Genomic DNA, 14,436 nt, shown 5'->3' with positions numbered 1-14,436 from the left:
AATAGAGACAATATATCTCTATCACAGGACGGTGCCAAAATGAACAACAAAGATTTGGATCGGAACAACTATTCCATTCGGACAGACTTAGCGATCGAAGCACATGAAATGCTGGTCAATGAAGAAAAGATGAAGGAAAAGGAGAGCTCTGTTAAAGGCATCATTATTAAAGAACGGGATCATGATGGAATTAAATATACGAGGGTAGAGATAGATGAAAATGGGGCACAGGCTACGGGGAAAAAACCGGGTACATATTTAACATTTGAGATGCAGGGAATTCGGGAAAAGGATTCGGAGCTTCAGGAACGGGTACAGGAGGTCTTTGCCCGTGACTTTAAAAACTTTATTAATGAACTTGGAATTCAGGATGATGACACGTGCCTGGTTGTCGGTCTTGGAAACTGGAATGTTACACCTGATTCTCTAGGGCCCAACGTAGTGGAAAATTTATTGATCACAAAACATTTATTTGCTCTGTCGCCTGAAAATGTGGAAGAAGGGTTCCGGCCGGTCTGTGCCATCTCGCCTGGAGTTATGGGGATAACAGGGATTGAAACGAGCGATATTATTGAAGGCGTCATTCGAAAAGTTAATCCTGATTTTGTGATCGCGATCGATGCTCTGGCTTCGAGATCGCTCGAGCGGGTAAACACGACTATCCAAATCTCTGACAGTGGAATTCATCCAGGGTCTGGTGTCGGCAACAAAAGAAAAGAGCTGAGCAAAGACACACTGGGTATCCCGGTTATCGCGATCGGGATTCCTACCGTTGTCGATGCAGTTACGATCACGAGCGATGCCATTGATTATATCCTCAAGCATTTTGGCAGAGAGATCAAAGAAAAGGATAAGCCGTCCAAGTCTCTCGCACCAACATGGATGACGTTTGGGGAAAAGAAAATTCTGAAAGACGACGATCTTCCACCAGAAGCGGAACGGCAATCCTTCCTGGGAATGGTAGGAACCCTTGATGAAGATGAAAAAAGAATGCTGATTCGGGAGGTCCTCTCGCCAATCGGGCATAATCTCATGGTAACGCCAAAAGAGGTGGATACATTTATAGAGGACATGGCAAATGTTCTTGCCGTAGGATTGAACACAGCGCTTCACAGGCAGGTTGACCAATCCAACAGTTCTTCCTATACGCACTGACACATAAAAGGACAAGCTGTTTCATAGGATGTAAAGAAACCAATGGTAAACGGGGTGGGTCCTGTGGGTAAATTTATGCTGAAGTGTTTTCTGATCACGGCTGTTTTGTTTTTCGGTGTCCTGCTTGGAATGCAGAGGGCCTCAGTAGGGATGAATCATTTAAAAGGCAATACGGACACAGGTAAAGCTTTGGTGATAAAGGAAAGCAAAGGTCATACTGATGCTGAAGTACTGGGAGCTCCAATAGATGCTAAAGATTTAACGGCGAAACAGAAACAATTAGAAGAGTCTAAAGCCTTTAACTTCTTTTCTTCGCTGGGTGAGAAAGTGTCTGTTCTCATTTCATCTCTTTTTCAAGCGGTCATCGGTCTTATCTCCGCAATACTTTCACAGATATTTGGATCATTAAGCTGACAGTTATTTTCATTTAAGAAAAATAACTGTTTTTTCATGTTTGTTATCCAGTGGAACATTTCAAGGCGTCTCCACTTTTCATTTGGTTCAGCATTGAACAACGGTCTTTGTATTGCTATAATCTAAAATAGTGTACTTTGCGCAAAATGTAGGAGTGAAATGAATGAATCGAGAACAAAAACTGGACAGGCAATCAAGGATTCGCAATTTTTCCATCATTGCTCATATCGACCATGGAAAATCAACGCTGGCTGACCGGATCCTTGAGAAAACTAGCGCCTTGACTCAAAGAGAAATGAAAGAACAGCTTCTGGACTCCATGGACCTTGAACGTGAACGGGGGATAACCATAAAGCTGAATGCTGTTCAGTTAAACTACAAAGCTAAAGATGGAGAAGTGTATACATTTCACCTGATTGATACTCCAGGACATGTTGACTTCACGTATGAAGTATCGAGAAGCCTTGCAGCCTGTGAAGGGGCGCTTCTGATTGTTGACGCTGCCCAGGGAATCGAAGCCCAAACCCTTGCTAATGTTTATCTTGCATTAGAGAATGATCTGGAAATCCTCCCAGTCATTAATAAGATCGACCTTCCGAGTGCTGAACCGGAAAGAGTGAGGCAGGAGGTTGAAGACATCATCGGGCTCGATGCTTCCGAGGCTGTTTTAGCTTCGGCGAAAGCGGGGATCGGGATTGAAGAAATACTGGAACAGATTGTCGAAAAGGTGCCGGCTCCATCTGGGGATCCGGACGGCCCGCTTCAAGCTCTTATTTTCGACTCGCTTTATGATCCATACCGTGGAGTAGTAACGTATATCCGTGTAACCGAAGGCACGGTTAAAATCGGCGATAAAATCAAAATGATGGCGACACAGAAAGAATTTGAGGTAGTGGAACTCGGTGTGTTCACGCCAAAAGCTGTCAACAAGGATTTCTTAACAGTCGGAGACGTAGGCTATTTGACTGCTGCCATTAAAAATGTAGGCGATACTCAAGTCGGGGATACCATTACGAGTGCTGTCAAACCAGCCAGCGAACCGCTGCCTGGATACCGAAAAATGAACCCGATGGTATATTGCGGATTATATCCAGTTGATAACGCAAAATATAATGATTTGCGCGAGGCATTGGAACGGCTTGTTTTAAATGATTCTGCTCTTCAATATGAACCTGAAACCTCTCAAGCACTCGGGTTCGGCTATCGCTGCGGATTCTTGGGGCTGCTTCACATGGAGATTATTCAGGAGAGGATCGAGCGTGAATTTAACATTGACCTCATTGCAACAGCACCAAGTGTAATTTACAATGTTTTGTTAACTGACGGTGAAGAGATGATCGTTGATAACCCGGCCAACATGCCGGAAGCACAGCTCCTGCAAAAAGTAGAAGAACCTTATGTAAAAGCGACGATTATGACACCGAATGATTATGTAGGGACCATCATGGAAATCTGCCAGAAAAAACGCGGGATTTTCCAGACGATGGATTACCTGGAAAATAACCGGGTAAACGTGCTTTACGAAATCCCTCTCTCGGAAATTGTCTATGATTTCTTTGACCAGCTGAAATCGAGCACGAAAGGCTATGCGTCACTTGATTATGAGTTGATCGGTTACAAGCCTTCCAAACTGGTTAAGATGGATATATTGTTAAATGGAGAAAAAATCGATGCTCTTTCTGTCATCGTTCATAAAGATTTTGCTTATGAACGCGGAAAAGTAGTCGTTGAAAAGCTTAAAGAACTGATTCCTCGCCAGCAGTTTGAGGTACCTATTCAAGCCTCAATCGGACAAAAGATCATTGCAAGGTCCAATATTAAAGCACTTCGTAAAAACGTTCTTGCCAAGTGTTACGGCGGAGATATTTCCCGTAAAAGAAAATTGCTTGAAAAGCAAAAAGAAGGTAAGAAGCGCATGAAAACCATTGGACGAGTCGAGGTGCCGCAGGAAGCCTTCATGGCGGTACTGCGAATGGACAACGATTAATTCCACAACGAAATAAAATAAGCAACAGGACGAGACCGCATATTTTTGCGGTCTTTCACAAATTTTAGACACGAAAGCAGGGATCACATGCCAGAAGCGGCTTATTTTCATATCCCGTTCTGTGTGAACATTTGCCATTATTGCGATTTTAACAAGGTGTTCTTAAAAGGGCAGCCCGTTAACGAATATTTAACCTATATGGAAAAAGAAATGATCAACACGGTTAGACAAACCCCATATTCCAGGATAAAAACCATCTTTGTTGGCGGAGGCACGCCCACTGCACTCGATTATGAACAATTTGAAATGTTTCTTAAAATGGTGAACCGACACTTTTCTTCTGACAAACTCGATGAATTCACCGTAGAAGCTAATCCGGAACAAACTGATCGAAAGAAATTGGAGATCATGAAGGCCTTTGGAGTGAACAGGCTGAGCATTGGTGTGCAGGCCTTTCAGGAACAGCTTTTAAAAGAACTTGGACGGACCCATGTGAAAAAGGACGTTATTCGAACAGTCTTAGAAGCAAAAGCTGTTGGCATCGAGAATATTTCTCTGGATATTATGTTCGGACTGCCCCATCAAACCGTTGATATGCTAAAAGAAACGCTCGAAATTGCATTTTCTCTAAACGTCCCCCATTTCTCGGCCTACTCCCTTCAGCTTGAAAAAAAGACGGTGTTTTACAATCGTGCGGTAAAAGGGGACTTGCTGCTGCCTGAGCAGGAGGAAGAAGCACAAATGTATGAAGTTCTTATGGAACAGATGGAGAAGCACGGCTATATCCAGTATGAAATTTCAAACTTTGCGAGACCTGGTTATGAAAGCAAGCATAATCTGCAATACTGGGATAATAACGAATACTATGGCATAGGAGCCGGTGCACATAGCTATGTAAATGGCAAACGCGTGGCCAATGCAGGGCCTTTGAAGAAATATATGTCGTTGATCGATGAGACAGGCTTTCCTTATGTTCATTCTGAAACGCTGGCTCCATCAGCTAAAATGGAGGAAGAACTTTTTATGGGATTGAGAAAAATGGATGGTGTATCTGATACCCGATTTAAACAAAGGTACGGAAAGTCCATGTATGATGTATTTGGCCCGCAGATCGAACAGCTGCTGGCAAAGGGGTGGCTTAAAAAGTCCGGAGACAGGGTATCACTGACGAAGGATGGAACGTTTTTAGGGAATGAAGTGTTTCAGGAATTTATCGGTGTGGTTTAATCGTTGACAATCTTCAGTTGCTTTTGGTAATTTAATATTAGATTTAGCACTCGCTCTTTCGGAGTGCTAACAGCCTCGGAGGTGAAAGGATGTTATCTGAAAGACAGCTTTTTATACTTCAAGTGCTGATTGATGATTACATCCAGCATGTTGAACCTGTAGGATCAAGGACCATTTCCAAAAGAGAAGATGTCCATTTCAGCCCGGCGACCATCCGGAATGAGCTGGCGGACTTGGAGGATTTGGGATTCCTTGAAAAGACTCACACTTCATCAGGCAGGATTCCGTCCGAGAAAGGGTATCGCTTTTACGTCGATCACCTATTGAGCCCCACGGTTCTTTCGACAGCGGATATTTTTAATATACAGGCGCTATTCAACGAGAAATTGGAAGAAACCGAACGTATTTTTGAACAATCTGCTAAAATTCTTTCTGAACTTACCAACTACACATCAATCATTCTTGGACCGGAAGCGATTGAAACGACATTAAAACACATTCAGTTGATTCCTTTAGGATCCCAGCAGGCCGTTGCTATCTTTGTGACAAGTACGGGACATGTTGAAAACAGGCATGTGATCCTGCCCGAAGGAATTGCGCCCGAAGAGATTGAGAAGCTGGTCAATATCTTAAATGAGAAGCTGGCAGGGGTGCCTCTCGCTGAACTTCACAAAAAAATCCAGGATGAACTTAATGTTGTTTTCAGAAAGCATCTGATGAATCATCAGCAGGCTTCCCTGTTTATTGATGATATCTTTAAATGGAGCAACAAAGATAAGATATTTTTTGGCGGTAAAACCAAAATGCTGTATCAGCCTGAATTCAGGGATATAGAAAAAGTCCGTATTCTTTTGGACGCACTGGAGGAAAAGGCGGTCATTGAACAGCTGCTTTCAGCGAATAATGATGGCATAACCGTAACGATCGGACAGGAAAATCAGGTAGAAGCTGTCAGAAACTGCAGCCTGATCAAAGCTTCCTATTCGTTTCACGGCAAGCATATCGGTACGATTTCCTTGATCGGGCCTACCCGAATGGAATATAAACGCGTAATCGGTCTGCTTGACACGATCAGCAAAGAGTTTACGAACTTATTTAACGCGAGGTTCTAACAATAACAATAAACTCCGATTATTTTAGGGAGGTGACAACATGGAAGACAAACAAAAGGAAACTGCTGAATTTGAACAGACGGAAAACGCTGAAACGTATGTGGAAGCAGATCAAACAGCCGGCTCTGAGCCTTCAGACAATGAAGGGGAAACGGCTGAGACAACTGAAGAGCAGCAACGAATTTCAGAGCTTGAAACCAATCTTGCTGACACTGAAAACCGATTGCTCCGCGTACAGGCTGACTTTGAAAACTTTAAGCGGCGTACACGTGAAGACAACGCCGCTCAGTTAAAATATAAATCACAGAGCCTTTTGACACAGCTGCTGCCTGCTCTTGATAATTTCGAAAGAGCATTGGATGTGAAGGTTGAGGACGCTCAAGCTGCTTCTGTCCTTCAAGGGGTGGAGATGGTATACCGCCAGCTGCTTGAGGCCATGAAGAGTGAAGGCTTGGAAGTGATCGACTCCGAAGGCTCAGCGTTTGATCCAAACCTGCATCAGGCGGTTATGCAAGTCCAGGATGAAAAATACGAATCCAATGTCGTTGTTGAAACCCTGCAAAAGGGCTACAGACTTAAGGATCGTGTCATTCGTCCAGCAATGGTTAAAGTAAATCAGTAATATTAAGTTCTTAATATTACATATAAAAGTGGAGGGTATGTAACATGAGCAAAATTATTGGAATTGACTTAGGTACAACAAACTCTTGTGTTGCCGTTATGGAAGGCGGAGAAGCAACAGTTATCCCTAATCCTGAAGGAAACCGTACGACTCCTTCAGTTGTCGCCTTTAAAGATGGCGAACGTTCAGTAGGGGAAGTTGCAAAGCGTCAGGCTGTCACGAACCCAAATACAATCATCTCCATCAAACGCCATATGGGAACTAACCATAAAGTGGATGCAGAAGGAAAAGAGTATACTCCTCAAGAAATCTCTGCAATCATCCTTCAAAAATTGAAAAATGATGCTGAAAGCTACCTTGGAGAAAAAGTAGAGCGCGCCGTTATCACGGTTCCAGCATACTTCAACGATGCACAACGCCAGGCAACAAAAGATGCCGGTCAGATTGCAGGCCTACAAGTTGAACGTATCATTAACGAACCTACAGCAGCTGCACTAGCTTATGGTTTAGAAGAAGACAGCGACCAAAAAATTCTAGTATTTGACCTTGGCGGCGGTACATTTGACGTATCCATCCTTGAAATCGGCGACGGAAACTTCGATGTAATTGCTACATCTGGTGACAATGAACTGGGCGGAGACGACTTTGACCAAGTCATTATCGACTATCTTGTTGATCAGTTCAAAAAAGAGAACGGCATTGATCTATCTCAAGACAAAATGGCGCTTCAACGTTTAAAAGATTCTGCTGAAAAAGCGAAAAAGGAATTATCAGGGGTTACACAAACTCAAATTTCTCTTCCGTTCATCACAGCAGATGCTACAGGACCTAAACACTTAGAGGTTTCCATGAGCCGTGCGAAATTTGAGGAGCTTTCATCTGACCTTGTTGAACGCACGATGGGGCCAACTCGTCAGGCGCTAAATGATGCAGGATTCTCTCCAAACGATATCGACAAAGTCATCTTAGTGGGTGGTTCTACACGTATTCCTGCTGTACAAGAAGCGATCAAGAAGTTTACTGGTAAAGATCCGTTTAAAGGGGTTAACCCTGATGAAGTAGTTGCACTTGGTGCAGCGATTCAAGGCGGTGTTATCACAGGAGACGTTAAAGATGTTGTTCTTGTTGACGTAACTCCACTTTCTCTAGGAATTGAAACACTTGGCGGCGTATTTACGAAGCTTATTGACCGAAATACGGCTATCCCTACAACGAAGTCTCAAGTGTTCTCAACAGCAGCAGACAATCAGCCGTCTGTAGACATTCACGTACTGCAAGGTGAGCGTGAAATGGCTGCCCACAATAAAACATTGGGCCGCTTCCAGCTTACAGATATTCCTCCAGCTCCGCGCGGAGTTCCGCAAATCGAAGTATCCTTTGATATCGATTCAAACGGAATCGTAAATGTTCGTGCCAAAGACCTTGGAACGAACAAAGAACAATCCATTACGATTAAATCTTCTTCGGGCCTATCAGATGATGAGATCGAAAAAATGGTAAAAGATGCGGAAGAAAACGCTGAAGCAGATAAAAAGAAACGTGAAGAAATTGATCTTCGCAACGAAGCTGATCAGCTGATCTTTGCTACTGACAAGACATTGAAGGATCTTGAAGGAAAAGTGGAAGAAGCTGAAGTAACAAAAGCAAATGACGCGAAAGAAGAGCTTAAAAAAGCGCTTGAAGGCCAAGATATCGAAGCAATTAAAACAGCGAAAGACGCTTTGAACGAGATCGTTCAGCAGCTTTCTGTCAAGCTTTATGAGCAGGCTGCACAAGCCCAGCAAGCTCAAGGCCAAGAACAAGGCGAGAAAAAAGCCGATGACAATATAGTCGATGCTGAATACGAAGAAATGAACGACGACGAAAAGAAATAACAACTGATTTTCAGTGAGGAAAAAGTCAAAGTCAGGCGAGCATCTTGGCTTTGACTTTTTTTCCGTTTTGTCGAATAAATAACCCTTCACATATTTAAAGATCTTTCTTGAAAAAAGAAATGGAACAATGGTAAGATAATTTTTATGTGAAGATTCGGGAGTGGGATTTTTATGAGTAAACGAGATTACTATGAAGTGCTCGGACTGGATAAAAACGCATCCAGCGATGAAATAAAAAAAGCTTACCGGAAAATGACGAAGCAATACCATCCGGATGTTAACAAGGAAGCGGATGCAGCTGAAAAGTTTAAAGAAGTCCGTGAAGCGTACGATACATTAAAGGATCCACAGAAAAAAGCGCAGTATGACCAATTCGGGCATACCGATCCAAACCAGGGTTTCGGCGGCTTTGGAGGCGCTGGAGCCGACTTCGGCGGTTTTGGAGACATATTTGATATGTTCTTTGGCGGCGGTGGCGGTGGAAGAAGAAATCCAAACGCTCCTCGCCAGGGATCCGATCTGCAGTATAATATGAACTTGAAATTTGAAGAAGCTGTTTTCGGAAAAGAAACAGAAATTGAAATTCCTAAAGAAGAAACGTGCGGAACATGCCACGGTTCAGGTGCTAAACCGGGTACCCATCCGGAAAATTGTACCCATTGTAAAGGAACGGGCCAGCTGAATGTTGAACAAAACACACCGTTTGGCAGGATTGTCAATAAACGTGTGTGCCAATATTGCAGCGGTACAGGCAAGCTTATAAAGGAAAAATGCGGAACTTGCCACGGAAAAGGGAAGGTAACGACTACAAAGAAAGTCAAGGTTAAGATTCCTGCGGGAGTGGACAATGGACAGCAGATCCGTCTTTCAGGGCATGGGGAACCAGGAGTGAACGGCGGTCCAGCCGGCGACCTCTATGTTGTCTTCAGAGTGCTTCCTCACGAGTTCTTTGAGAGGGACGGAGACGACATTTTCTGTGAAATGCCGATTACCTATGCTCAGGCCGCATTAGGTGACGAAATTGAAGTCCCTACCCTGCATGGCCGGATCAAGCTTAAGATTCCAGCAGGAACGCAGACCGGAACTCATTTCCGCCTAAGAGGCAAAGGAGTTCAAAACGTAAGGGGAAGAGGCCAGGGTGACCAGCATATCCAGGTAAAAGTTTTGACTCCTACGAAATTATCTGAGAAACAGAAACAGCTGCTCCGTGATTTTGCTGAAATCGGGGGCGATGTGCCTGATGAACATGAAGAATCATTTTTTGATAAAGTGAAAAGAGCCTTTAAAGGCGAGTAAAGGATCATAGGAATGGAGTTGATAGAATTGAAATGGTCAGAAATTAGCATTCACACTACCCAGGAAGCGATTGAACCAATCTCAAACATTCTACACGAAGCAGGTGCAAGCGGAGTCGTAATTGAGGACCCGGAAGATTTAGTTAAAGAGAGAGCATCCGTTTATGGGGAAATCTATCAACTCGATCCTAATGATTATCCTGATGAGGGAGTTATTGTTAAGGCCTATCTGCCTGTGACCAGCTTTCTCGGAGAAACGGTTGATGAGATTAAAGTAGCTATCAATAATCTCATGACCTATGATATTGACCTTGGACATAATAAGGTTACGATCAGTGAAGTAAATGAAGAGGAATGGGCAACGGCTTGGAAGAAATATTACAAGCCCGTTAAGATCTCTGAAAAAATAACCATTACGCCGACATGGGAAGACTATAAGCCTGTTAGCTCTGATGAAGTCATCATCGAACTAGATCCGGGGATGGCATTTGGTACCGGAACCCATCCAACGACTGTCATGTGTCTGCAGGCGATCGAGAAATACCTGCAAAAAGACGATGAAGTCATTGATGTTGGAACAGGATCCGGGGTTTTAAGTATCGCTGCGGCCCACTTGGGAGCAAAGCATGTCCAGGCATATGATCTGGATGATGTAGCAGTTGCGAGTGCCAGGCTTAATGTAAAATTAAATAAAGTAGCCGATTCTGTTACTGTAAAACAAAATAATCTGTTGAACGGAATTGAAGGTCCTGTTGATTTAATTGCAGGAAATCTGCTCGCGGAAATTATTTTGCGATTTGTCCCAGATGCCGCAAGGGTACTTAAAAAAGGCGGTTTATTTATTACATCAGGCATCATTCAAGGGAAAAAGAATGATGTGAAGGAAGAATTGAAACGCTGCGGTTTTTCAATTGTTGAAATTTTAGAGATGGAAGACTGGGTAGCCATCATTGCACGAAATGATGGGCCATTTGCGAAAGAGGTTTAACCTATGCAGAGATACTTTGTCTCATCTGCAGAGATGAATGATTCCTCCGTGACCATTATCGGAGACGACGCTAACCATATTGCTAAGGTGATGAGAATGGAAATCGGCGACCAAGTCATCTGTTCTGATAATCAAGGCAGAGTAGCGCTTTGCGAAATAACGGAAATCGATCGTGATACCGTAAAGACCAGCATTATAGAGTCCATTCAGGAGAGTAAAGAGAGTCCAATCCGGGTTACCATTGCCCAGGGAATTCCAAAAGGGGACAAACTTGAAACCATCGTCCAAAAAGGCACAGAACTGGGTGCTAAGGCCTTTTTGCCTTTTTCTTCTTCGAGGTGTATTGTTAAATGGGATGAAAAGAAAGGGCAGAAAAAAACACAGCGGCTGGAGAAGATTGCAAAAGAAGCTGCAGAGCAATCGCATCGAAGCCGTATACCAGATGTTTTATCTCCTGTTTCTTTTAAGTCTTTATTAAAACAAGCCGCGGAATTTGACTATAAGATCGTTGCCTATGAAGAAGAGGCTAAAAAAGGGGAGACCAAGCGTCTTTCTGAGCTTTTTAACCAAATGGCTCCAGGTGCTTCTATCCTGTGTGCCATCGGTCCAGAGGGCGGTTTGAGCGAGCAGGAAGTTGATGAATTAAAAGAAGCCGGCTTTATCCCATGCGGGCTGGGACCAAGGATACTCCGTACGGAAACGGCAAGCTCTTATATACTTTCCGCAATTTCTTACCATTTTGAATTAATGAGGTGATTGAAATGCCATCAGTGGCTTTTCATACATTAGGCTGTAAAGTAAACCATTATGAAACAGAAGCGATCTGGCAGCTGTTTCAAGGTGATGGCTACGAACGCAAGGAGTTCGAGCAGGCAGCTGACGTTTATGTAATCAATACATGTACTGTTACGAATACAGGCGATAAAAAAAGCAGGCAGGTCATCCGCCGTGCGATCCGAAAAAATCCCGACGCCGTGATCTGTGTTACAGGGTGCTATGCCCAGACTTCGCCTGCAGAAATTATGGCGATTCCTGGAGTGGATATTGTTGTAGGAACACAGGATCGATCTAAAATGCTTCAGTATATTGCTCAATATAAAGAAGAACGTCTTCCGATAAACGGGGTCAGCAACATAATGAAAGCACGCGTCTATGAGGAGCTTGATGTTCCGTCCTTTACTGACCGTACCCGTGCGTCACTCAAGATCCAGGAAGGGTGCAACAATTTCTGTACGTTCTGCATTATTCCATGGGCTCGTGGCCTTCTGCGTTCCCGGGATTCAAAGGAAGTCGTCCATCAGGCGCAGCAGCTTGTTGATGCAGGATATAAAGAAATCGTCCTGACAGGCATTCATACTGCCGGCTATGGAGAAGATCTAAAGGACTATAATTTTGCCATGCTTCTTTCTGAATTGGATGAAAAAGTGGATGGATTGAAGCGTCTTCGAATATCATCCATTGAAGCTAGCCAGATTACTGATGAGGTTATTGAAGTAATGGATCGGTCCGATAAGATCGTCCCTCACCTTCATATTCCACTGCAGTCAGGCTCTAATACTGTGCTGCAAAGAATGCGAAGAAAATATACGATGGAACTGTTTGCAGAACGGATCACGAAGCTTAAAAAAGCTTTGCCAGGCCTGGCTATCACATCAGATGTTATTGTTGGGTTTCCAGGCGAAACAGAAAAAGAATTTATGGAAACGTACAATTTCATCCGTGATCATAAATTTTCAGAACTTCATGTCTTTCCATATTCAAAACGGACAGGCACTCCGGCGGCAAGAATGGATGATCAGATTCCTGAAGATATTAAGAACGAACGCGTCCATCGGCTGATTGAGCTTTCTGACCAGCTGGCAAAAGAGTATGCATCCGGCTACGAAGGGGAAGTGGTAGAAGTAATCCCTGAAGAAGCGTACAAGGAAGAAGCCGGTACAGGCCTATATGTAGGGTATACACCTAACTATTTGAAGGTTAGATTCCCTGCGAATGAAGAAATGATCGGAAAACAGGTGCTGGTAAAAATCGAAAGAGCAGGCTATCCATATAGTGATGGACAGTTTGTTAAAGTGATAGAGGACCAGTCATCAAAACAGATCGTTAACCTATAAAATCCACAATTATTTAGTCCGGGAAACCGGGCTTTCTTTTGTTTAATCCTAACTATCTCGAATTTGTAGAGAAGTTTTGGTAAAATATATAAGAATGTACTAATGGCTGAAGGGATGATAGAAAATGTCTGCTATGGATCTTGCAAAATTAATTGACCACACAGCATTAAAACCTGAAACAACAAAGGAAGATATTCTGAAACTTTGTTCAGAAGCAAAAGAATATAATTTCTTCTCTGTCTGTGTTAATCCAACCTGGGTGTTCACAGCCTTTGAACAGCTTAAAGGATCAGATGTAGCTGTCTGTACAGTGATCGGCTTTCCACTTGGTGCGAGCACGCCGGAAGTAAAGGCGTTTGAAACGCGGAATGCCATTGAAAATGGTGCGACCGAAGTGGACATGGTCATCAATATTGGAGCTTTAAAAGGGCAGGATTATGATCTTGTAGAGCGGGATGTACGGGCTGTGGTTGAAGCAGCGAAAGGAAAGGCCTTAACTAAGGCAATTATCGAAACATCGCTCCTTACGGATGAAGAAAAAGTTAAAGCGTGTGAAATTGCTGTTAAAGCAGGAATTAATTTTGTGAAGACTTCGACTGGTTTTTCTTCTGCAGGGGCTACAGCTGAAGATATTCAATTAATGCGCAAAACCGTCGGTCCTAATATCGGTGTAAAAGCTTCAGGCGGTGTACGCGACAGAGAGACCACACTGGCCATGGTTGAAGCAGGTGCATCAAGAATTGGTGCAAGTGCTGGGATTGCCATTGTAAAAGGCGAAGATTCCAATTCTGATTATTAAAACTAAGCGGTTTCTTATTGACCATTACTGATTGGTATATTATAATGGCAAAAGATATGTGACGCATTCCTGACATGGTTTTCATGCCGGAATGGTCTGGAGGGAGGGAAAGAAAATGGCAGAAACTCGTGTTCGCAAGAACGAATCCATTGATGATGCTCTTCGTCGTTTTAAAAGATCCGTTTCCAAAGATGGAACTTTGGCAGAAGTTAAAAAGCGCAAGCATTATGAAAAGCCAAGCGTGAAACGTAAGAAGAAGGCTGAGGCAGCAAGAAAGCGCAAGTTCTAAGAGAGGTGTAAGTTATGAGTCTTCTTAATCGATTAAACCAGGATATGAAACAAGCGATGAAGGACAAAAACAAGCAAAAGCTTTCTGTGATTCGTATGTTGAAGGCATCTCTTCAAAACGAGTCAATCAAGCTCGGGCACGACCTGAATGAAGAAGAAGAGCTCACTGTTCTTGCACGTGAAATGAAACAAAGAAAAGACTCCCTCCAAGAATTTGAAAAAGCCGGCCGTAATGACTTGGCGGATGCGTTGAAAGACGAAATTGTCATCATTACGGATTACATGCCGGAACAGTTAAGTGAAGAAGAAGTTAAAGACATCGTCTTGGCAGCAATTGAACAAGTTGGAGCTGTATCTAAAGCAGATATGGGGAAAGTGATGGGAGCGGTAATGCCAAAAGTTAAAGGCAAAGCCGATGGTGCTCTTGTCAATCGCCTCGTCCAACAAAATTTATCTTAAACTCGAACAGACGTCTGAAAGGTTTTTAGCCTTGAGGGCGTCTTTTTGCATGCGTTAAAAGCTGGAGAAGTGCTGGTCTTCCAAAAGTACAGCCTGTAAAAT

The 14,436-nt window shown here is 43.3% G+C and carries 14 protein-coding genes; all 14 read left to right on the top strand.

From position 1 onward, the window contains the following. The first annotated feature begins 39 nt into the window (after window positions 1-39). Complete coding sequence (gene gpr / locus LCY76_RS14340) at window positions 40-1,155, top strand: GPR endopeptidase (protein ID WP_248253188.1); 1,116 nt, start codon at window positions 40-42, stop codon at window positions 1,153-1,155. 63 nt (window positions 1,156-1,218) lie between these two features. Continuing rightward, window positions 1,219-1,569, top strand: a complete 351-nt coding sequence (locus LCY76_RS14335) for a DUF3679 domain-containing protein (RefSeq protein WP_248253187.1) — start codon at window positions 1,219-1,221, stop codon at window positions 1,567-1,569. A 163-nt stretch (window positions 1,570-1,732) separates the two neighbouring features. Beyond that, window positions 1,733-3,556, top strand: coding sequence for a translation elongation factor 4 (gene lepA / locus LCY76_RS14330; RefSeq protein WP_248253186.1), 1,824 nt, complete (start codon window positions 1,733-1,735; stop codon window positions 3,554-3,556). 87 nt (window positions 3,557-3,643) lie between these two features. Then, window positions 3,644-4,783: a radical SAM family heme chaperone HemW gene (hemW, locus tag LCY76_RS14325; protein ID WP_248253185.1), complete on the top strand. Its 1,140-nt coding sequence runs from the start codon at window positions 3,644-3,646 to the stop codon at window positions 4,781-4,783. Window positions 4,784-4,872: 89 nt separating this feature from the next. Further along, entirely contained in the window at window positions 4,873-5,895 is a 1,023-nt protein-coding gene (gene hrcA, locus LCY76_RS14320; protein WP_248253184.1) for a heat-inducible transcriptional repressor HrcA, read from the top strand. A 40-nt stretch (window positions 5,896-5,935) separates the two neighbouring features. Then, window positions 5,936-6,517 carry a nucleotide exchange factor GrpE gene (grpE, locus tag LCY76_RS14315; protein ID WP_248253183.1) on the top strand — a complete coding sequence of 194 codons (582 nt, stop codon included), beginning with the start codon at window positions 5,936-5,938 and terminating at the stop codon, window positions 6,515-6,517. A gap of 44 nt (window positions 6,518-6,561) precedes the next feature. Further along, window positions 6,562-8,391, top strand: a complete 1,830-nt coding sequence (gene dnaK, locus LCY76_RS14310) for a molecular chaperone DnaK (protein WP_248253182.1) — start codon at window positions 6,562-6,564, stop codon at window positions 8,389-8,391. Between the two features lie 171 nt (window positions 8,392-8,562). Then, window positions 8,563-9,687: a molecular chaperone DnaJ gene (dnaJ, locus tag LCY76_RS14305; RefSeq protein WP_053357826.1), complete on the top strand. Its 1,125-nt coding sequence runs from the start codon at window positions 8,563-8,565 to the stop codon at window positions 9,685-9,687. A gap of 27 nt (window positions 9,688-9,714) precedes the next feature. Further along, a complete protein-coding gene (prmA, locus tag LCY76_RS14300) occupies window positions 9,715-10,674 on the top strand; it encodes a 50S ribosomal protein L11 methyltransferase (RefSeq protein ID WP_248253181.1) in 960 nt (319 codons plus the stop codon). A 3-nt stretch (window positions 10,675-10,677) separates the two neighbouring features. Then, window positions 10,678-11,430, top strand: a complete 753-nt coding sequence (locus LCY76_RS14295; protein ID WP_248253180.1) for a 16S rRNA (uracil(1498)-N(3))-methyltransferase — start codon at window positions 10,678-10,680, stop codon at window positions 11,428-11,430. A gap of 5 nt (window positions 11,431-11,435) precedes the next feature. Further along, on the top strand, window positions 11,436-12,788 hold the full coding sequence (gene mtaB / locus LCY76_RS14290) for a tRNA (N(6)-L-threonylcarbamoyladenosine(37)-C(2))-methylthiotransferase MtaB (protein WP_248253179.1): 1,353 nt from the start codon (window positions 11,436-11,438) through the stop codon (window positions 12,786-12,788). Window positions 12,789-12,921: 133 nt separating this feature from the next. After that, window positions 12,922-13,587, top strand: coding sequence for a deoxyribose-phosphate aldolase (gene deoC / locus LCY76_RS14285; RefSeq protein WP_248254685.1), 666 nt, complete (start codon window positions 12,922-12,924; stop codon window positions 13,585-13,587). 115 nt (window positions 13,588-13,702) lie between these two features. Beyond that, window positions 13,703-13,876, top strand: coding sequence for a 30S ribosomal protein S21 (gene rpsU, locus LCY76_RS14280; RefSeq protein WP_007202240.1), 174 nt, complete (start codon window positions 13,703-13,705; stop codon window positions 13,874-13,876). Between the two features lie 14 nt (window positions 13,877-13,890). Next, window positions 13,891-14,334 (top strand): GatB/YqeY domain-containing protein, encoded by a 444-nt coding sequence (locus tag LCY76_RS14275; RefSeq protein ID WP_248253178.1) that lies wholly within the window; start codon window positions 13,891-13,893, stop codon window positions 14,332-14,334. Window positions 14,335-14,436 lie beyond the last annotated feature (102 nt).

The organism is Fictibacillus marinisediminis, assembly GCF_023149135.1.
Lineage (GTDB): Bacteria > Bacillota > Bacilli > Bacillales > Fictibacillaceae > Fictibacillus_C > Fictibacillus_C marinisediminis.
The sequence above is the reverse complement of the archived record's forward strand: the minus strand, read 5'-3'. Positions and strand labels throughout refer to the sequence as shown.

Excerpts from the sequence above, each read along its gene's own strand:
- gpr (WP_248253188.1), top strand. The coding sequence starts at position 40 with ATGAACAACAAAGATTTGGATCGGAACAACTATTCCATTCGGACAGAC.
- lepA (WP_248253186.1), top strand. The coding sequence starts at position 1,733 with ATGAATCGAGAACAAAAACTGGACAGGCAATCAAGGATTCGCAATTTT.
- hemW (WP_248253185.1), top strand. The coding sequence starts at position 3,644 with ATGCCAGAAGCGGCTTATTTTCATATCCCGTTCTGTGTGAACATTTGC.
- deoC (WP_248254685.1), top strand. The coding sequence starts at position 12,922 with ATGGATCTTGCAAAATTAATTGACCACACAGCATTAAAACCTGAAACA.
- hrcA (WP_248253184.1), top strand. The coding sequence starts at position 4,873 with ATGTTATCTGAAAGACAGCTTTTTATACTTCAAGTGCTGATTGATGAT.
- mtaB (WP_248253179.1), top strand. The coding sequence starts at position 11,436 with ATGCCATCAGTGGCTTTTCATACATTAGGCTGTAAAGTAAACCATTAT.
- LCY76_RS14275 (WP_248253178.1), top strand. The coding sequence starts at position 13,891 with ATGAGTCTTCTTAATCGATTAAACCAGGATATGAAACAAGCGATGAAG.
- rpsU (WP_007202240.1), top strand. The coding sequence starts at position 13,703 with ATGGCAGAAACTCGTGTTCGCAAGAACGAATCCATTGATGATGCTCTT.
- grpE (WP_248253183.1), top strand. The coding sequence starts at position 5,936 with ATGGAAGACAAACAAAAGGAAACTGCTGAATTTGAACAGACGGAAAAC.
- dnaJ (WP_053357826.1), top strand. The coding sequence starts at position 8,563 with ATGAGTAAACGAGATTACTATGAAGTGCTCGGACTGGATAAAAACGCA.
- dnaK (WP_248253182.1), top strand. The coding sequence starts at position 6,562 with ATGAGCAAAATTATTGGAATTGACTTAGGTACAACAAACTCTTGTGTT.
- LCY76_RS14295 (WP_248253180.1), top strand. The coding sequence starts at position 10,678 with ATGCAGAGATACTTTGTCTCATCTGCAGAGATGAATGATTCCTCCGTG.